This is a genomic window from Caballeronia sp. LZ024 (assembly GCF_031451455.1).
GTDB lineage: Bacteria > Pseudomonadota > Gammaproteobacteria > Burkholderiales > Burkholderiaceae > Caballeronia > Caballeronia telluris.
The window spans coordinates 2,666,798-2,686,485 of sequence record NZ_JARUXL010000001.1; the positions used below are offsets into that span (position 1 = coordinate 2,666,798).

Below are 19,688 nucleotides of genomic sequence, written 5' to 3' on the forward strand. Positions count from 1 at the left end.
GAGAACATCGGGCTGGGGAGTGCTTCGCGCAGGCAAGGGCGTGATGGTGACCACCTACGACCGTCCCGGCGCGAGCGGCAAGCAACTGGACATGCAGGAAACCATTGCGCAGCTTGAGAGCGCGTTGGCGACGGCGAAGGCGCTGGCGGCGTCCGCCACGAGCGCGAAGGCCGAGCCAGCCGATACCGACGCGCAGCAGCAGATGAAGGACGATCTGGATGGCCTGAAAAACCCGGGGCTGCTGATGAGCACGCCCGCCTCGGCGGCCATCGTCGCGGGTAGCGGCGTGCAGTTGTCGGCGCAGGACAGCATTTCGACCGTTGTCGGGAAAAATGCCGACTGGAGCGCGCTGAAGCGGTTCACGGTTGCAGCGGGCGAAAAGATATCGCTGTTCGCGCAGAAGTTCGGCATCAAGATTTTTGCAGCGAAAGGCCCCGTCGAAATTCAGGCGCAAACCGATGCCATGTCCCTGCTGGCCGCCCAAGATCTGACAATGGCGAGCGTCAACGGCACGGTGCGCATCAGCGCGAAGAAGGAACTCACGCTCGAATCCGGCGGCGCGTTCATCAACATGAAGGACGGCAGTATCACGCTCGGCGGTCCCGGCGATCTGTTCCTGAAGACGATTACGGTCCAGAAAAAAGGCGCGGCGTCGCTGAACATGCCGTTAGACCTGAATCACCCGTCGCTCGCGGGCCTGCCGACCGTACCTCTCACGCTGAATACCGCAGCGTCGCCATCATCGCGGGCCGCCATTCCCGCAGGCATGCCTTATAAGCTGTTTGCTGGTGGCGCGCTAGCGAAGCAAGGCATATTCGATGAAACCGGGCTGCTTCAGGTCGATCATCATCCGACAACTCAACAATACACGCTGGAACTGGCGAGCGGCGTCACACATACGATTCCTGTTGCCAAGGCATATCGCGGTAACACAGCGAATGGCGATCTAGCGAATCAGGGCTTTCACTTCCATGAGAGTCAGCCATCCGCCGATATCAATCCACCGGGCGACCGTGCGTTGAACAGGCAGCGATACGACAAACTGCTCAACCCCGAAACGGAACAATAAGAACGTGGGCAAAACTTCATCTATCGTTACGCCGATTGCACTCGACAAGACTTCTTCGGCGCTGATCTGTACGCCATGGTTTGTGCAACTGACGGAATATCCCGCAATGGAGGCATCCTATCGTCCGTTAGTTAATGGCGAGGAAGCATTTGGCGCTTTATACAATGCCATCGAAAACGCCAAACATACCATTGACTACATCTGTTGGGGTTTTCAGCCATCAATGTACTTCAGGCGGGATGGCGGCAATTCGCTATGCATTGGCGACCTCCTCGTTAAGAAGGGGCAGGAAGGTGTGAAGGTCCGCCTTTTAGTCTGGGCAGACTCATTTGCCGTTGGACAATTCATCGAAAACGAAAACCCAGGCTATGACCTGCTGCGAAGTGTGAAAACGCAAAACGAGAATAATACCCAGCGCGAATACGACCGCGCTTGGTACTATCGCGCGCGAATCGCTGCCTCGCCGGAACAGGATTCTCTGTCGGAGGACTTGCGCGCGCATATGAAAGCTGCTCCGCCAAATTTGTCCTCTGCGCCTAAATTGGCGGTGCAGCCGCTGAAGAACATACAGCTCGTCACACGCGATTTCTCACTAACAGACCGCGCTGAGATCATGTACCGGGAAAGCCTGAGGAGAGCAGATAAGGGCTTAAGCGGACAGGCGGTGGCAATCGGTTTCGGTGGCGGCCCGTCGCACCATCAGAAGATGGCGATAATCGACTATGAGGCTCCGGAGCATGCGGTCGGATTTGTCATGGGACACAATACGCTCGACGCATATTGGGACGATGACGCGCATCGCTATGCCAGAATGAATGCGCGCTTTGGACGCAACGGAGAAACGCCGCGTCAGGATATGTCAAGCATCATCACCGGGCCGATTCTGGAGTGCCTGAACGCGAATTTTTGCAGCGCGTGGAAGCATAATGCGAAGGTTGACCTGCTGACGAAGCGCAAGCCATTGGCCGCCCGTTTGAAGGTGCGCCCTGATTTTGGAACTCCGGTCATGGCGCAGATTACGCGCACCCAGTCTCAGGAGAGTAAGCAGGATATCAAGTCGCTTTATCTTCAGGTGGCGTGCAACGCGACGAAGTTCCTCTATATCGAGAACCAGTATTTCCGCTGGGAACCGCTGGCTAAAAAAATCAAGGAAGCTGCCGCGAAACAGGTCGCATGGGGTCGCGATCCCGGAAAGCACGGGTCGATTTATCTCTTCGTCGTGACCAATTCAAGCGATGACGGGATGGGTGTTGGCACGGAAAGCACCTACAAGATGCTCGATAGTCTTGGGCAGGCAAATCTCATGTCCGGTATGGCGAAAGAGCATCAAGATATCCAGCAACAGCACGACGTCATGAGCGCGGTGAATGAACTTGCGATCGCCCGGATGAGTTCTGGAACGGACGCTGCGGCGCGTCAGAAGGCTGCACAGAAGAAACTTGATGACGCTCGACAGGGGCGCAATGGACCGCTTACGCCAAAGGACATCCCCGGTCTGAAAATTCACATCTGTACGCTGGTGGCGCCCGATTCGCCAGGCGATAATTGGATGCCGGTTTATATTCACAGCAAGATCATGATTATCGATGACGTGTTTCTGACGCATGGCTCGGCGAATATCAACACGCGCAGCATGGAGGTGGATAGTGAAATTAATATCTGCCATGAGCATATGGGAGTTACGCAGCCGCTGCGCCGGAAGCTGTGGACTATCCACACTGCAGACAAGGGAGCACATGATGATCCAAAGAAGGCTTTCAGCGCGTGGTCAAACATAATCACACAAAACGCAAGTAATCAGTTGAATGGAAAACCTCCCGTTGCGTCGCTTGTCGGCTTTTCACGCACGTCGACAACACAGAGCCGGATGGATTGATCCATGAGAAAAGCCTCGTTAGCCATTTGTCTCGCCTCGATGTTGTATGCCTGTTCAAATAAGGAAAATTCAGTGCCTTCAGCTTCTGATATGTCTGCCGTACGCGCCAAACTGACCTTCACTTGTACGCATGAAACCGATCATTTGCCACCACTTGATCCGACCGCTGACTTGTTGTTCAAGTACGGACGGCACCTCGAAAAAAAGGATGGTCCAAAGGATTTTGATGCAATTGCCCGTTATTACCGGATTGCCGCAGCCTATGGTCATTACAAAGCCAACAATAATCTTCAAGGCTTACTTACGGAAGGTTTAGCGTTGTCACCTGATGCCTCCAGCGAAGCGATCGATCTTGCTACGCAGTTAATTAACGCCGGTGTCCCAGCTGGGTACTACGATATGGGCCACTATCTTGAAGAGGGATACGGCGTCGAACAGGACGCGGACAAGGCGCGACGCTATTTCCGCAAGGCAGCCGATTTGGGCAACCCCAACGCACAATCTTATGTTGGCGATCTGCTTGCCCCGTTGGACCGAGCGCCGGATATTGCGAAGCAGATGCGTCAATGCGCGATGGAGCAGGGATTTGGGAAGGCAGCTACGACGTTAGGGGTCGATCTGAAGACCCAGAATAACTACCCCGAAGCTATTAAGGTATTTCAGAAGGGTGTAAAGGCCGGCGATTCTCAATCTGCGTCGTTCTTGGAAAATGGTTTCAAAGGGCCTCAGCCATCTGAGCAACTGTATTACATGGCGCTCCCTGACGACGCCGAGCGTTCGAGGCGCTACCAGTTGATTTGGGATTTCTTAACCGATAATGAAAATCTCAATCCGAAAGTGCCTGACATTGAGCAAATTGTGCCGCTGCCGCCGGCACCGCTGCCGGCGTGGGACGGCACGTTCCAGTGGGCGAAGGATCAGGCAGCGGCCGTGCCGCCGCAGAAGCCCGACGACCAGCTGGTTGAACGTCTTGCGCGCGAGAAGAACCTCGACCCTGCGACGGGGCTCCCTCTTGCGCCTGCCAAAAGCGCGAAGGACGAGCGCGTGCCATTGGGGACGGTTGCCCGCACGGGGCAGGTATGTCCGCAAGACGGGCTCTGGACCGTGCGGCAATTCGCGGACGTTTCCTACGACGCGACGCGCCGCTTCAAAAAAGGCGAAACGATGCCCCAACTCGTGATGAACGACCCTCGTCTCATTCCAGGCCTCGACGCTCTGCTCGGCATGCGCAAGTTTCGGAGCGACAGCGAATGGACCCTGAAGGCATACGTCGAAGAGGCATAGTGGGTTTCGTGATGGGCCGTAACGGCCTTCATCAACGTCAGGACATGTCCGCCAAGGTGACAGGACCGATCGTCGACTACCTGAACCGCAGTTTTTGGCAGGCCTGGGATGACGCGACCGGCCAGAGCCCGACGCAAGCGCGGGCGACGCTGGCATGCCGGCTGAAGCTGCGCCCGGAACATGGCACGCCGGTCGTGGCGCAGGTTCTTCGCACGCAGTCACAACACGGCAAAGGCGGCACGAAGGACATCCCTTCGCTGCACATTCAGGCAGTCAACAACACGACGAAGTTCGTCTACATCGAAAACCAGTATTTCCGGTATATGCCGTTCGCCGATAAGCTGCACACGCCAGCCAGTCCGTCCACGCCCGCTTCCCTGACCAAGTCGGGATCACTATCATGTCTCGCGTGCGCGCGCGCGGACGAACGGCCCAGGCGAGCCGCTTACGCCGCTATGCTGTGTCAAACTCTATGGTTTCCTCACAGGAACCCGCGCCGGCGCGCGTTCGTCGATGAAACGCATTCTCTCGCGTGACTTCCTTGCCTTGATCCTCAGTGTCGCCGTGGTCGGGCTCGGCCTCGGCGCGACACTGCCGCTCACCGCGATCGCGCTGACACAAGCGGGCTACGGCACCGACGTCGTCGGCCTGATGACCGCGATGCAGGCCGGCGGCGGCCTCGCGATCGTGCCGTTCGCGAGCCGGATCGCCGCGCGCTTCGGTGCGCGCGAGGCGATCGTCGGCACGGTGATCGCGGTTGCAGGCGCGACCGCGCTGATGCAGTTCACGACCCATCTCTGGCTCTGGGCCGTGCTGCGCTTCGTCTGCGGGGCGGCGCTGATGCTGCTCTTCACGATCGGCGAGGCGTGGGTCACGCAGCTCGCCGACGATTCGACGCGCGGCCGCGTCGTCGCGATCTATGCGACCAATTTCACGCTGTTCCAGATGGCGGGGCCGGTGCTGGTGAGCTTCATCGGCGACTGGCAGGCGGGGCGCTTCGCGCTGTGCGGCGCGATCTTCCTGTGCGCGCTGCCCGCGCTCGCGCTGATCCGCGCCGCGCCGCAGACGGAGGAAACGCACGACGCGCCCGCGAACTGGCGGCACGTCCTGCCGCGCATGCCGGCCATCGTGGTGGGCACGGGCTTTTTCGCGCTCTTCGACACGCTCGCGCTCTCGCTGATGCCGCTCTTCGCGATGTCGCACGGGGTGTCGGCGGAAGTGGCGGTGCTCTTCGCCTCCGCACTCCTCCTCGGCGACACGACCATGCAGTTCCCGATCGGCTGGCTCGCAGACCATGTCGGGCGCACGCGCGTGCATATCGGCGCGGGGGCGGTCGTCGTGATGCTGTTGCCGCTTTTGCCGTGGGCGGCCTCGCGGCCGTGGGTCTGCTGGCCGCTGCTCTACGTGATCGGCGCGGCGGCGGGCAGCATCTACACGCTGTCGCTCGTCGCGTGCGGCGAACGCTTTCGCGGCGCGGCGCTCGTCTCGGCGACGTCGATCGTCGGCGGTTCGTGGAGTATCGCGAGCTTCGGCGGCCCGGTCGTCGCGGGTGCGCTCATGCGCCAGAGCGGGCCGAATGCGTTGATCGCGGTGCTGGTCGCGAGCGCCGCCGCGTTTCTGGTCGCGGCGGCCTGGGAAGCGCGCGGCGCTCGCGCGATGTCGAACGTCTCAGACTGACGGCACGGCACGCGCCGCCAAAATCTGCCCCGCGCATTGACCGAAGCCGATGCGATAGCCGTCGCCCTGGCACCAGCCGGTGAGCGTGAGTTCGTCGCCGTCGACGATGAACGCGCGCTCGCCGCCCTCTTCCAGCGCGATCGGACGCTGGCCGTTCCAGGTGCTCTCCAGCAGGCTGCCGCAGGAATCCGGCGTCGGTCCGCTGATCGTGCCCGAGCCCATCAGGTCGCCGACGCGCGTGTTGCACCCCGCCACCGTGTGATGCGCGAGTTGCTGCGCCATCGACCAGTACATCAGCCTGAAATTGGTCCGCGAAATCGTGGTCGCCTTCGACGCGCCTTCGGGACGCAGCGTCACCTGCAATTCGATATCGAATGCGTGATCGCCTTCGTGACGCAGATACGCAAGCGGTTGCGGGTCCTGCGCGGGCGTCGCGGTGCGAAACGGTTCGAGCGCGTCGAGCGTGACGATCCACGGCGAGATGGTCGTCGCGAAACCCTTCGCGTTGAACGGCCCGAGCGGCACGTATTCCCACTGCTGAATGTCGCGCGCGCTCCAGTCGTTCAGCAGCACCATGCCGAAGATGTGCGACTCGGCCTCGTTGCACGCAATCGGCTCGCCGAGCGCATTTCCCGCGCCGACGATGAACCCCATCTCCAGTTCGATATCCAGCTTGCGACACGCGCTGAACACCGGCCGCTCGTCGTTCGGCAGCTTGATCTGTCCGTTCGGACGGCGCACCGGCGTGCCGCTCACGATCACCGACGACGCGCGCCCGTTGTACCCGATCGGCATCTCCGACCAGTTCGGCAAAAGCGCGTTCTTCGGATCGCGGAACATCGAGCCGACGTTCGTCGCATGCTCCTTCGACGAATAGAAATCCGTGTAGCCGGGAATCTCGACGGGCAAATGCAGCGTCGCGTCCGATTGGGGCACGAGCGCGCGCTGGCGCAGCGCGGCGTCGTCGCGCAGGGTCGCGTTGCCGTTCGCGAGCAGCGCGGAGAGCGCGATGCGCACGTCGCGCCAGGCGTCGCGGCCGAGCGCGATGAAATCGTTCAGACGCGGCTTGTCGAACACGCCGCTCGCCGGCAAGAGCCCGGCCCGTTCGAGCGCGGCAAGATCGACGATCCACTCGCCGATCGCCACGCCCGCGCGCGGCGCCGGATTCACCGCGTTGCTGAACACGCCGAACGGCAGGTTCTGGATCGGGAAGTCGCTCGCCGGGTCGTTGGCCGATTCGATCCAGCTTTTCAGCGCCGGGGCCCGCGTGGCGTTCAGTTGCTCGGACGTGCTCATCGTTGCTCCGGGTTGAAATGTTTCGTGAGACCTTGCCAGCATTCGTAGTAATGCGCCTGCAACTGCGCGGTTTCGAGCGCGAACTGCGTCGGCTTGATGAGCGTGCGGGTTTCGATCATGAACGCCATCGTGTCGCCAACCTTCGCCGGCTTCGACGTATCGATGCTCGATGCCTTCTCGAACGTGCCGGCGTCCGGGCCGTGCCCCGACATGCAGTTGTGCAGGCTCGACCCGCCCGGCACGAAGCCTTCGGCCTTCGCGTCGTAGGCGCCGTGCACGAGTCCCATGAACTCGCTCGCCACATTGCGATGGAACCACGGCGGGCGGAACGTATCCTCGGCGGCGAGCCAGCGCGGCGGGAAAATCACGAAGTCGATCGTATCGACGCCCGGCGTGTCGCTCACCGATTGCAGCACCAGAAAAATCGACGGATCCGGATGGTCGAAGCTGATCGAGCCGATGGTATTGAAGTGACGCAGGTCGTACTTGTACGGCGCGTAGTTGCCGTGCCACGCGACCACGTCGAGCGGCGAATGGCCGATGTCCGCGCGCCACAGCACGCCGTTCATCTTCGCGACGAGTTCGAACGCGCCTTCGCGGTCTTCATACGCGGCTTGCGGCGTGAGGAAGTCGCGCGGATTGGCGAGGCCGTTCGAGCCGATCGGCCCGAGATCCGGCAGTTGCAAAAGCGCGCCGAAGTTCTCGCAGATGTAACCGCGCGCCTGATCGTCCGGCAGCGCGACCGAGAAACGCACGCCGCGCGGAATCACCGCGATCTCGAACGGCGCGACATCGAGTTTGCCCATCTCCGTGAAGATCGCGAGGCGCCCTTCCTGCGGGACGATCAGCAACTCGCCGTCGGCGCTATAGAAAAAGCGATCCTTCATCGAGCGATTCGCGGCGTACAGGTGAATCGCGCAGCCCGTCATCGACTCGGCCGCGCCGTTGCCGGCCATCGTCACCCAGCCGTCGATGAAATCGGTCGGCTCGGCGGGCATCGGCAGCGGGTCCCAGCGAAGCTGGTTCGGCGGCGTCGGCGGCACTTCGGCGAAATTCGCGACGAGTTTCGCGCGCAACGGGTCGCCCGCGACCTGCGTGAACGGCATATGGACCGCCGCCGGGCGAATGCGATACAGCCACGAGCGGCGGTTGTGCGCGCGTGGCGCCGTGAACGCCGTGCCCGAAATCTGCTCGGCATACAAACCGTAGGGCGCGCGTTGCGGCGAGTTGCGGCCGAGCGGCAGGGCGCCTGCCAGCGCCTCGGTCGCGAAGTCGTTCGCGAAACCCGACTGATAGTGAAGGCTCGTGTCCGTGTGAGTCTCGAACGTCGGCATGGTGGATGTCCTCGTTGGGCTGTCCGTTTCGCGACGCGAACAGCCGCGTGTCGAGATGGACGGAGAGATGAGTGATTCAAATTCAATTTACGAATAGTAAAACGAATTACGTTTAGTTAAATCGTCGTTAACCCTAGGCACGCGTCCTGCGCTATAGAGCGGGCATATCAATATGTGAATATTGTGCAAAGCGGCGCGCCGCGCGCTGCTACCATCGACGGATGCCCCGCTGCGTCATCGCATCCGGCATCGCGCCCTGCCTAAAAGCTACGACCACAATGATCGCGCCGACCGTCCCCGAACTCGTTTCCAAAGCAGCGACCCATCCGTTTCTCGGCGCCCACATCGCGCTCGGCGATCGCGCTAATGGCGGCGCGGCCGTCGCGCAATACCACGGCGTCACGCTCGCGAGCGCCTATGAGCCGATCTTCGATGTCGGCACGCACAGCTTTCCGCAGACGCTCTCCGCGTCGCCGGAGAGCGCCGAGCGTTTCGGCGACGAACTCGGCATGCAGGCGCTGACGCTCGTCGATGAGCGCACGTCCTACGATCCGTTCGCGCCAATCGACGACGATCGCGAGCTGGTCGAGCTCGACCGCCTCTCGCGCGCGCTGCACGCGTTCAATTTCTTCGGCGCGCAGCGGCCGGGCCTTCTGTTCCTGCGCGTCCATGAACGGCTTCTGAAAAGCGTGAAATACGATCACGGGCTGCACTTCTCGTCCGTGCTGATCGACTTCGGGCTCAATCCGTCGCGCATCGTGATCGAACTGCCGGAGGCGGCCGTCGCGCACAAGACCTTTCTCGGCTATCTGACGAAGAGCTACCAGCACTACGGCTTCAAGGTCGCGGGCAACCTGCCGAACGCCGGGCAGATCATGTCGGTGTCCGACATGGCGCGGCTCGACTTCATCAAGATGGACGCGGGCGCGGCGCTGCGCGACTCGGTGGTGAAACATCTCGTCGGTTATGCGGGGCGCCTGCGCATTCCGCTCATCTTCAGCCACGTCGTCGACGAAGCGCAGTTCGACGCCCTCCAGCAATTCGACGTGCGCTTCGTGCAAGGCCCCGTCTTCGACGCGCATCCGGCAAATTCGCGCTGACATTCGTTGTGCGACGCAACCTTCGCGGCACGCCGAACCCGGCGTGCGTGCCGAGTCTTTCCGCCCGTTTCCTACCGCATCGCAGCGCCCGCTGAACTGCAAGGCGCCTTGACTTTCCGCGATCCGGATACGATCATTCGCTCACAACGAGAGCAATTGATCGACCATCGGCGATGCCGGGATCGACGCACAACAGCGGACGCCATCGACGGACGCTTCCATTCAGAGGACGACAGACATGACTAGCGAACGCAGTGCGGCCGCCGATGTGATCCTGCACATCGGCGCGGGATCGTTTCATCGTGCGCATCAGGCGTGGTATCTGCACCGGCTGATCGAGTCGGGCGACACGCGCTGGTCGCTCGCCGTCGGCAACATTCGCGGCGAGATGAACGCCGTGCTCGAAGCGCTCGCGGCCCAGGACGGCGCCTACACGCTCGAAACGGTGACGCCGCAGGGCGAGCGCGCCTACGAGACGGTCAAGTCGATCACGAAGGTCGTGCCGTGGTCCGCCGATCTGAACGCGCTGATCGTCGCGGGCGCCGCGCCCGAAACGAAGATCGTGTCGTTCACCGTGACAGAAGGCGGCTATTACCTCGACGAAAACGACAAGCTCGACACCGCTAATCCCGATCTCGCCGCCGACCTGAAAGGCGCGCGCACGACGATCTACGGCGCGCTCGCGGCGATTCTCGATGCGCGCATGAAAGGCGATGCCGGCAAGCTCACGCTGCAGAACTGCGACAACCTGCGCAGCAACGGCGATCGCTTCAAGGCCGGCATGCTCGAATTCCTGACGTTGCGCGGTGAGACCGCGTTGCGCGACTGGATGACCGCGAACACGTCGTGTCCGAATTCGATGGTCGATCGCATCACGCCGCGCCCGACGCCGGACGTGCGCGAGCGCGTAAAGGCCGCGACCGGTTTCGACGACCGCGCGCCCGTCATGGGCGAGGCGTTCATCCAGTGGGTCATCGAGGATCACTTCTGCGCGGGACGGCCCGCGTGGGAAAAGGCCGGCGCGGAGCTGGTCGAGTCGGTGCTGCCTTACGAGGAAGCGAAGATTCGCATCCTGAACGCGAGCCATAGCTGCATCGCTTGGGGCGGGACGCTGGTCGGGCTGCAATATATCCACGAAGGCACGCTCGATCCCGAGATTCGCGCGTTCGCCGAGGCCTACGTGACCGAAGACGTGATTCCGTGTCTCACGCCGAGTCCGCTCGATCTGGCGAAGTATCGCGACGTCGTACTCGACCGCTTCAGCAATCCGCATATTCAGGACACGAACCAGCGCGTCGCCGCCGACGGCTTTTCGAAGCTGCCCGGCTTCATCGCGCCGACGCTTTCGGAATGCTTCGCCCGCGACGTCGATCCGAACGCGACCGCCGTCCTGCCCGCGCTCTTCTTCCGCTTCCTCGAACGCTGGCACGAGGGCAAGCTGCCCTACACCTACCAGGACGGCGTGATGGATCCGGCGGTCGCGCACGGCTTTTTCACCTCGCCCGATCCGCTCAAGGCGTTCGCCGGCGACAAGCTGCTGTGGGGCAGCATGGCGGGCTCCGAAGGGCTCGAACGCGTGCTGCGCGCCGCCGTCGCCCGGGTCGACGGGTGGCTCGAGAAGCGCGGCTGAACGCCGGCACCGCGCGGCGCTCAACCGGCAGACGCTGGCTCCGTTCTAATGCTCATGGCGCAACGCGGGGCGCGGCGCTACATTAGCGGCTCGCGGCTTTCCCCATTGCCTTTCGCCTTCGATAAGGGTTCGTTCATGTATCTGGGTATCGACCTCGGCACCTCCGAAGTAAAAGTCCTGCTGCTCGCGAGCGACGGCAGCGTGATCGGCACGGCGGGCACGCCGTTCTCCGTGTCGCGGCCGAAGCCGCGCTGGGCGGAACAGAATCCGCTCGACTGGTGGGAAGGCACGCGCACCGCGCTCTTCGTCCTGCGCGACAAGTATCCGAACGAGTTCGCTCAAGTGCGCGGCATCGGCCTCTCGGGGCAGATGCACGGCGCCGTGCTGCTCGATTCGAACGATCGCGTGCTGCGTCCCGCGATCCTCTGGAACGATATGCGCAGCGACAAGGAATGCGCGGAACTCACCGAGCGCGCGCCGGAACTGCATCGCATCGCGGGCAATCTCGCGATGCCCGGCTTCACCGCGCCGAAGCTGCTCTGGGTCGCGCACAACGAGCCGGACATCTTCCGGCAAACGGCCTGCGTGCTGTTGCCGAAGGATTATTTGCGGCTGCATCTGACGGGCACGAAGGTCTCCGATCCGTCGGACGCGGCCGGCACGCTCTGGCTGGATGTCGCGCGCCGCGACTGGTCCGACGAACTGCTCGCCGCCTGCGACATGTCGCGCGCGCAGATGCCCGCGCTCGCCGAAGGCAGCGAGCCATCCGGCACGCTGCTGCCCGAACTCGCGCGCCAGCTAGGCCTCGCGGACGGCGTGATCGTCGCGGCGGGCGGCGGCGACAACGCCGCGAGCGCGATCGGCATCGGCGCGACGGAACCGGGCGACGGCTTCCTGTCGCTCGGCACGTCGGGCGTGCTGTGCGTGGTCGGCGACCGCTTCCGGCCGAATCCGGCGTCGGCGGTGCACGCGTTCTGCCACGCGATTCCCGACCGCTGGCATCAGATGAGCGTGATCCTCTCGGCGGCGAGCTGCCTGCGCTGGGTCTGCAAGCTGACGTCCACGGACGAACCGACGCTGCTCGCCGAAATCGCCGCGCTCGGCCCCGAGTCGACCGCCATCGCTCCGCTCTTTTTGCCGTATCTGAGCGGCGAGCGCACGCCGCACAACGATCCGTTCGCGCAGGGCGTTTTCTTCGGCATGACGCACGCGACCGACCGCGCCCTGCTCGGCTATTCGGTGCTCGAAGGTGTGACGCTCGCGCTGACCGACGGCCTCGACGCGCTGCGCTCGGGCGGCACCGAGGCGCATGCGCTGTCGCTGCTCGGTGGCGGCGCGCGCAGCGCGTACTGGGGGCAGATGTTCGCCGACGCGCTCGACACGACCACCCGCACGCACGGCGGCGGCGAGACGGGCGCGGCGCTCGGCGCGGCACGGCTCGGCTGGCTCGCGGCGGGCGGCGATCCGGCGACGGTGCTCGCGAAGCCGCCCATCAAGGACGAGTTCAGGCCGAACCAGGAACGACATGAATTGCTGCGCCAGCGTCTGAAGGGTTTTCGCGAGCTGTATCAGCACGTGCGGCCGCTCTTCGATCCGGCGCGTCCGCGGCTCGCGTAAGCGCGGCGGCGACAGCCGCCGCCGACATCCGAGGCACAGCAACTAGAATAAGAACGAGGCGGGCGCAGGCTTTTGCCGCGCCCGCGCAACGACAGCGACCACACCGTGCCCAAGTCCAACGAAAAACTCGATCTCGCGACGCGAGCCGCCTGGCTCTACTACGTCGCGGGCAACACGCAGAACGAGATCGCCGAGAAGCTGCAGATTTCGCGGCCGGTGGCGCAGCGGCTCGTGGCGTTCGCGGTCGAAAAGAATCTGATCCGCGTGCGGGTCGATCATCGGATTGCCGATTGCCTGTCGCTCGCGGCGCAATTGTCGAAGCGCTACGGGCTTTCGATGTGCGAAGTCGTGCCGATCGACGGCGATACCAGCGAGCAGGTCGACCGCAAGCTCGCCGTCGCGGGCGCGCAGGTGATGGAACGATTTCTCGTCGAGGAGAAGCCGCTCGTCGTGTCGATCAGCAGCGGCCGGACGCTGAAGGCCGTCGTCGCGCAGATCGGACAGCTCGAACGGCCGCAGCATCGGCTCGTGTCGATGGTGGGCGCGATTGCACACGACGGATCGTCGAATCGCTACGACGTCGCGCAGCATCTTTCGGAGAAGACCGGCGGCAAGCACTTCATGCTGCCCGCGCCGCTCATGGCCGACAACGAGGCCGAGCGCGCGCAGTGGTGCAATCACCGGCTGTATCGCATCGTCGATGCGCTCGCGCAAAAGGCGGACGTGGCGTTCGTCGGGATCGGCAATGTGGGCATCAACTGTCCGCTGCATGAGGACGGGTTCATCACGTCGGCCGAAGTGAAGGAGCTGATGCAGGCGGGCGCGGTGGCGGAACTGCTCGGCTTGCCGATCGATGCCGGCGGCGCACGGGTGAATTCGGCGACCGGCGCGCGCGTGACGAGCCTGCGGCTAGATACGCCGCCGAAGCGCCCGACGATCGGCTTTGCCGGCGGACAGCGAAAACGGGAAGCGCTGATCGCGACGCTCAAGGGCAAATGGCTCTCGGGGCTTGTGACCGACGAGCTTTGCGCGAGGGCGGCGCTGGAGGCGTGAGGCGCCGCTGGCTCCTTCTCAGGCGCCGGAACGCAGTACTCGCTCACGGATGCTTTGCACTTTTGCAAAGGGCGCGGCCGGTGCCTTGCCCACGGCTGCGGCGTCGCATTGCGCGCTCGCAGCACGAATGACTTCGGCATCCACGCAAGTGCAAATTTCGTTTCGCCTAGCTCCTCGAAAGAAACGGCATCCTCGTCCGATTGGTTGTATGTCGCCGATGTCATCGGAACGCCGAATACGAGGCCAGTTTGTCGGGCCGGCATCCGATGATGGCGGTCTCGTTAGGAATAGAAGTCAAAAAGCGCCTGGCTGCAACGCAATCCAGGCGCTTCGATCCTGTTCATCCATGCCCGACATCGACAGTCGGCGGAACGGCCAACGTCGCCGCGAAACCTCAAGCCGCCGACAACACCTCGATGATCTTACGCTTGAACGCCTGCCCTTCCGCGTTGAACAGGTGGCAATGCTCGGGCGTCGCGCCGAGCTTGAGCGTCTCGCCGCGCGCGTGCCGTTCGAGCGGCGGAATCCGCGCGATCAGCCCGTCCGGCGCGACCGGTGTTTCCGCATACAGATAAGCCGCATCGCCAAGCGACTCGACCGCCATCGTCGTGCTCGACACGCCGTGCTCGACGGTCGCCGCCGTGCCCGCGTGGAGATGCTCGCCCCGGATGCCAACCGTCACCGCATCGCCGACCTTCACCGGCCCCGGCTCGACCGCGACCAGTTGCGTCTCGCCGGTCGCGTACTTCACGAGCACGCCGTCGGACATCACCTGCGTGACCGTACCGTTCAGGAAGTTCATCTTCGGCGAACCGATAAACCCCGCGACGAACTTGTTCGCCGGCGCGTGATAAAGCTGGTTCGGCGTGCCCACCTGCTCGACGTTCCCCGCCGACAGCACGACGATCTTGTCCGCGAGCGTCATCGCTTCGACCTGGTCGTGCGTCACGTAGATCATCGTCGTCTTGAGCTCGTCGTGCAGGCGCGCGAATTCGAGGCGCATCTTCACGCGCAACGCGGCGTCGAGGTTCGAGAGCGGTTCGTCGAACAGAAACACCTTCGGCTTGCGCGTGATCGCCCGGCCGATCGCGACGCGCTGCCGCTGTCCGCCCGACAGCTGCTTCGGCTTGCGGTCGAGCAGGTGATCGATGTGCAGGATCTTCGCGGCGTTCTTCACCGCTGCGTCGATCGCCGGCTTCTTTTCGCCCGCGAGCTTGAGGCCGAACGCCATGTTGTCGTAGAGCGTCATGTGCGGATAGAGCGCGTATGACTGGAACACCATCGCGATGCCGCGCTTGGCGGGCGGCAGTTCGTTCACGCGCGTGCCGTCGATCATCAGATCGCCGGCGCTGATGTCTTCGAGTCCCGCGATCATGCGCATCAAGGTCGACTTGCCGCAGCCGCTCGGGCCGACGAACACGACGAACTCGCCGTCGCTGATGTCGAGGTTGACGTTCTTCATCACCTCGGTTTCTTCGTAGCGCTTGTTGATGCCGCGTAAGGTCAGGCTTGCCATGATGTGTCTCCCATGCATCCGATGCCGCTTAGGGCCAGTTAAGGCCGTCAAGACCGTTTTCCGGCCCCTAACGAATTTCGAAAGTCGCGTTCTGCAACCACTCGCCGGCGAGCGCGGGCAGCCGCGTCATGTCGTCGAAGACGACGCTCGCGCCCGCGCGCCGCAGCGCATCGATTTGTCCTTCCGTCGCGTGCCCGCCGCCGATGAAGCCGAGCACCGACATCCCCGCCGCCCGCGCCGCGGTGACACCCGTCACGCTGTCCTCGACCACGAGGCAGTGCGCCGTCGACACCCTGAGCGTGCGCGCCGCGGCGAGGTAGACGTCGGGCGCGGGCTTCGGGTTTTCGACCATGTCCGCGCAAAAACGCCGCTCGCCGAAAAAGCGCACGAGGCCCGTGCGCTTGAGCACGGTCTCGACATAGGGCGTGAAGCTGTTGCTCGCACACGCCTTCCGGAGCGGGATCGCCGCCAGCGCCTCGGCGATGCCCTCCACTGCCGGCGCCTCGACCGCGGCCGCCTCGACCGCGCGCCGGATCGCGTCGATCTGCTCGTGCGTCAGCGTGCGGTTGAGCGTGTCGGCCGTGCTCGCGAGCACGCCTTCGATGCGCAGGCCGAGCAGCGGCATCACGACCGGCTCGACATCGACGCCCGGCCACAGCGCGTGCAGCTCCGAAACGAGCACCCGCGCCGCGACCGCCTCGCTGTCGATCAGCACGCCGTCGCAGTCGCAGATCATCAGGCGATCCGCGTGCTCGGCCGGGTTTGATGTGAGGTTCAGGTTCACGAGCCCGGCCTCACTTCACGGCGCCGAAGGTCAGACCGCGCACCAGCTGCTTCTGCGACAGCCAGCCGACGATCAGGATCGGTGCGACCGCGAGCAGCGACGCCGCCGAGAGCTTCGCCCAGAACAACCCTTCGGGACTCGAATACGACGCGATAAAGACGGTCAACGGCGCCGCGTTCGAGCTCGACAGGTTGATGCTCCAGAACGCCTCGTTCCACGAAAGGATCACGAGCAGCAGTCCCGTCGATGCGAGTCCCGGCAGCGACATCGGCATCAGCAGGTAGACGATCTCCTGCCAGGTCGTCGCGCCGTCGATGCGCCCGGCTTCGAGAATGTCGCGCGGCACTTCGTTGAAGTACGTGAACGCCATCCACACGGCAATCGGCAGGTTGATCAGCGTGTAGACGATGATGAGGCCGGTCACGGTATCCAGCAGCCCCGTGTTCTTCCACAAGAGATAGATCGGCACCAGAACGCCGACCGACGGCATCATCTTTGTCGACAGCATCCACAGCAGCACTTTCTGCGTCTTCTTCGTCGGGAAGAACGCCATCGCGTAGGCGCACGGCACCGCGAGCAAAAGGCAGATGACCGTGACGCCGAGCGAGATCAGCACCGAATTCAGCGCGAAGCCGAAGTAGTTGCTGCGCGCGAGCACCTCGCGAAAACTTTCGAGCGTCGGCGTGAAGAAGAGCGACGATGCATACGCCTGCTGCTCCGTCTTGAACGCCGTGATGGTCATCCAGAAGATCGGGAAGAACAGCAGGATCGCGAAGAACCACGCGAAGAGGCCGGGAATGGCGCGCTTCACCGTGTCCAAAACCGGTACGGACGTGGTGGCGGTAACGGGATGGCTCATGACTCGTACTCCCCTTTCAGGTTCTTCGCGAGCATGCGCACGAGGAAGAACGCGACGATGTTCGCCAGCACGACCGCGAGAATGCCGCCCGCGGACGCGAGACCGACGTCGAACTGTTGCAGGCCGAGCGCGTAGATCAGGTACGACAGGTTGGTCGTCGCGGTGCCGGGACCGCCGCCCGTCGTCGTGTAGATTTCAGCGAAGATCGACAGCAGGAAAATGGTTTCCATCATCACCACGACCGCAATCGCGCGCTTCAGGTGCGGCAGCGTGATGAAGAAGAACATCGCGAACGGCCCGGCGCCGTCGATGCGCGCGGCTTCCTTCTGTTCCTGGTCGAGCGATTGAATGGCCGTGAAGAGAATCAGGAACGCGAACGGCAGCCACTGCCACGCCACGATGACGATGACCGCGAAGAGCGGATACTGCGCGAACCAGTCGATCGGCTGCATGCCGAGCGCGAGCATGCCCTGCGCGATCAGCCCATACACCGGATGCAGGATCATGTTTTTCCAGATCAGCGCACTGACGGTCGGCATCACGAAGAACGGCGCGATCACGAAGAGCCGCGCGATGCCCTGGCCGATGAACTTGCGGTCGAACAGCACCGCGAGCAGCACGCCGCCGATCACAGTGATCGCGAGCACCGAGCCGATCAGCGTCAGCGTGTGGCCGATCGACGGACCGAACGCGGGGTCGGTGGCGAGGAAGTGATAGTTGTCGAGGCCGGCAAAGCCTTTGACATCGGGGTTGAGCAGGTTGTAGCGCGAGAACGAATACCAGATCGTCATCGCGAGCGGGATAGCCATCCACAGGAACAGCAGTCCGGTCGACGGCGTAATGAGCCAGCGGACCGACTTCGCGCGGCGCTTGTCGCGCTCGGCCGCCGATTCGGCGTAGTGCTCCGTCATGGGGGGATTCAGTTGACTCATGATCGTGTCACCTCTCGATGATGCGCGGGCCGCGCCGCGCTCTCAGTCGTGCGCGGCCCGCTTCACTGCGTTGGGTTCAGCAAACTTCCGTGCTTATTTCTGATACCCCGCCTGTTTCACCGCGCGGTCGGCGGTGGCGTTGCCGGCCTTCAGCGCCGCGTCGACGGTGCTCTGCCCGGCGACGACACCCGAGATCGACTGCCCGACGACCGTACCGAACGACTGGAACTCCGGAATGCCGACGAACTGGATGCCGCTATACGGCACCTTCTTCAGCGACGCATCGTTCGGATCGGCCGATTCGATCGCCTTCAGCACGAAGTCGCCGAAGGGCGCGGCCTGCTTGTACTCGGGACGCGCGTAGGTCGACTTGCGCGTGCCCGGCGGCACCGACGCCCAGCCTTCGTCCTTGCCGACCATCTCGATGTATTCCTTCGAGGTCGCCCACGCGATGAACTTCTTCGCGGCGTCCTGCGACTTCGACGTCTTCGGAATCGCGAGCGACCACGACCACAGCCAGTGCGAGCCCTTCGGCGTCACCGCGACCGGCGCCGCCGCGAAGCCGATCTTGTCGGCCACCTGCGACTGCGCCTTGTTGTAGAGCATGCCGGCCGCGACCGTCGCGTCGATCCACATCGCGCACTTGCCCGACGACATCAGCGTGAGGTTCTCGTTGAAGCCGTTCGAGCTGGCTCCCGGAGGGCCGTCGCTCTTCAGGAGATCCGCGTAGAAGCCGACCGCCTTCTGCCACTCGGGCGTATCGAGCTGCGCCTTCCAGTTCTCGTCGAACCAGCGGCCACCGTAGGTGTTCACCACCGTCGACACGAACGCCATGTTCTCGCCCCAGCCCGCCTTGCCGCGCAGGCAGATGCCGTACTGGCCCTTCGATTTGTCGGTGAGCTTGTCGGCGAACTGCTTGATCTGGTCGTAGGTCGGCTGGTCGGGCATCTTGAGACCGGCCGCCTGGAACAGGTCCTTGCGGTAGTAGGTCATCGAGCTTTCGACGTAGAACGGCAGCGCATACAGCTGGCCGTTGTACGAGAGACCGTCGCGGGCGCTCTTCACGACGTCTTCGAGATCGTAGGACGCGGGCAGGCCGCTGATCGGCGTGAGCCAGCCGCGCTTGCCCCACAGCGGCGCTTCATAGGTGCCGATCGTCATCACGTCGAACTGGCCGCTGTTGGTCGTGATGTCGGTCGTGGCGCGCTGGCGCAGCACGTTCTCCTCCAGGATCACCCACTTGAGCTGGATGTCGGGATTCGCCTTCTCGAACGCCGGGGAGAGCTTCTTCAACTCGATCATGTCCGGATTGTTCAGCGTGGCGACCGTGACGGTCGTGGCGGCCTTGGCCGTCATGGAACCGAGCGCGGCTGCGGCGAAGGCAGCAAGGGCCAGCGTGCGGGCAGCCGTCGTGCGGCCCTGCAATGCTCGAACGTTGAATTGGGCGCGTTTCATGTTGTTTCGTCTCCTTTTTCGTGAGCACGGGCACTCGTGCTGCGTGGCTTGCCTGATAGCAGGCTCGATGCGGTTGGTTATGGATGGTGCGGGTTGCCTGATACGTAATCACGCGCCTTGGCAGGCACGAGACGCATCGCGCTGCGACTCCCTCTATGTATTGCCGGCAAAGCTGCCTTGATAATGCAAGTTCGCGGTGCAAGTTA

Annotated in this window: 16 protein-coding genes; 9 read left to right on the forward strand and 7 right to left on the reverse strand. The window is 63.3% G+C overall.

The genetic code is table 11. The annotated features are described in order from the left end of the window. The 5 genes from QCE48_RS12005 to QCE48_RS12025 form a co-directional block, all read left to right on the forward strand. Positions 1-1,069 (forward strand): DUF2345 domain-containing protein (locus QCE48_RS12005; RefSeq protein ID WP_309794154.1); only part of this gene is annotated, 1,069 nt, incomplete at its 5' end. A 4-nt stretch (positions 1,070-1,073) separates the two neighbouring features. Further along, complete coding sequence (locus tag QCE48_RS12010; protein WP_309787616.1) at positions 1,074-2,945, forward strand: phospholipase D-like domain-containing protein; 1,872 nt, start codon at positions 1,074-1,076, stop codon at positions 2,943-2,945. A 3-nt stretch (positions 2,946-2,948) separates the two neighbouring features. Then, positions 2,949-4,229, forward strand: coding sequence for a DUF6396 domain-containing protein (locus QCE48_RS12015; RefSeq protein WP_309787614.1), 1,281 nt, complete (start codon positions 2,949-2,951; stop codon positions 4,227-4,229). Positions 4,230-4,273: 44 nt separating this feature from the next. Then, the gene (locus QCE48_RS12020; protein ID WP_309787612.1) at positions 4,274-4,765 is read left to right on the forward strand and encodes a hypothetical protein; all 492 of its coding nucleotides are present in this window, start codon (positions 4,274-4,276) and stop codon (positions 4,763-4,765) included. Further along, a complete protein-coding gene (locus QCE48_RS12025) occupies positions 4,743-5,906 on the forward strand; it encodes an MFS transporter (RefSeq protein WP_309787611.1) in 1,164 nt (387 codons plus the stop codon). The genes QCE48_RS12020 and QCE48_RS12025 overlap by 23 nt, the downstream gene beginning before the upstream one ends. Here the strand turns inward: QCE48_RS12025 and fahA are convergent. Both fahA and hmgA read right to left on the reverse strand, forming a co-directional pair. Continuing rightward, positions 5,898-7,202: a fumarylacetoacetase gene (gene fahA, locus QCE48_RS12030; protein ID WP_309787610.1), complete on the reverse strand. Its 1,305-nt coding sequence runs from the start codon at positions 7,200-7,202 to the stop codon at positions 5,898-5,900. The genes QCE48_RS12025 and fahA overlap by 9 nt on opposite strands. Then, complete coding sequence (gene hmgA / locus QCE48_RS12035) at positions 7,199-8,536, reverse strand: homogentisate 1,2-dioxygenase (RefSeq protein WP_309787609.1); 1,338 nt, start codon at positions 8,534-8,536, stop codon at positions 7,199-7,201. Before hmgA ends, fahA begins: the two co-directional genes overlap by 4 nt. Before the next feature lie 278 nt (positions 8,537-8,814). Between hmgA and QCE48_RS12040 the strand changes: the two genes are divergently transcribed. The 4 genes from QCE48_RS12040 (at position 8,815) to QCE48_RS12055 (ending at position 13,936) form a co-directional block, all read left to right on the forward strand. Then, the gene (locus tag QCE48_RS12040; protein ID WP_309787608.1) at positions 8,815-9,636 is read left to right on the forward strand and encodes an EAL domain-containing protein; all 822 of its coding nucleotides are present in this window, start codon (positions 8,815-8,817) and stop codon (positions 9,634-9,636) included. Positions 9,637-9,874: 238 nt separating this feature from the next. After that, positions 9,875-11,266: a D-arabinitol 4-dehydrogenase gene (dalD, locus tag QCE48_RS12045; protein ID WP_309787606.1), complete on the forward strand. Its 1,392-nt coding sequence runs from the start codon at positions 9,875-9,877 to the stop codon at positions 11,264-11,266. A gap of 135 nt (positions 11,267-11,401) precedes the next feature. Next, the gene (gene xylB, locus QCE48_RS12050; RefSeq protein ID WP_309787605.1) at positions 11,402-12,883 is read left to right on the forward strand and encodes a xylulokinase; all 1,482 of its coding nucleotides are present in this window, start codon (positions 11,402-11,404) and stop codon (positions 12,881-12,883) included. Positions 12,884-12,988: 105 nt separating this feature from the next. After that, positions 12,989-13,936, forward strand: a complete 948-nt coding sequence (locus QCE48_RS12055) for a sugar-binding transcriptional regulator (RefSeq protein WP_309787603.1) — start codon at positions 12,989-12,991, stop codon at positions 13,934-13,936. Positions 13,937-14,330: 394 nt separating this feature from the next. Here the strand turns inward: QCE48_RS12055 and QCE48_RS12060 are convergent, their stop codons facing one another. The 5 genes from QCE48_RS12060 to QCE48_RS12080 all read right to left on the reverse strand — a co-directional run bounded on the left by QCE48_RS12060 (position 14,331) and on the right by QCE48_RS12080 (position 19,482). Continuing rightward, positions 14,331-15,452, reverse strand: coding sequence for an ABC transporter ATP-binding protein (locus QCE48_RS12060; protein ID WP_087631533.1), 1,122 nt, complete (start codon positions 15,450-15,452; stop codon positions 14,331-14,333). 67 nt (positions 15,453-15,519) lie between these two features. Beyond that, a complete protein-coding gene (locus QCE48_RS12065) occupies positions 15,520-16,188 on the reverse strand; it encodes an HAD-IA family hydrolase (protein WP_309788339.1) in 669 nt (222 codons plus the stop codon). Between the two features lie 58 nt (positions 16,189-16,246). Continuing rightward, positions 16,247-17,095 (reverse strand): carbohydrate ABC transporter permease, encoded by an 849-nt coding sequence (locus tag QCE48_RS12070; RefSeq protein ID WP_309787602.1) that lies wholly within the window; start codon positions 17,093-17,095, stop codon positions 16,247-16,249. After that, entirely contained in the window at positions 17,092-18,006 is a 915-nt protein-coding gene (locus tag QCE48_RS12075) for a carbohydrate ABC transporter permease (protein WP_404983344.1), read from the reverse strand. Before QCE48_RS12075 ends, QCE48_RS12070 begins: the two co-directional genes overlap by 4 nt. 114 nt (positions 18,007-18,120) lie before the next feature. Further along, complete coding sequence (locus QCE48_RS12080) at positions 18,121-19,482, reverse strand: sugar ABC transporter substrate-binding protein (protein WP_309787600.1); 1,362 nt, start codon at positions 19,480-19,482, stop codon at positions 18,121-18,123. Positions 19,483-19,688: the final 206 nt, after the last annotated feature.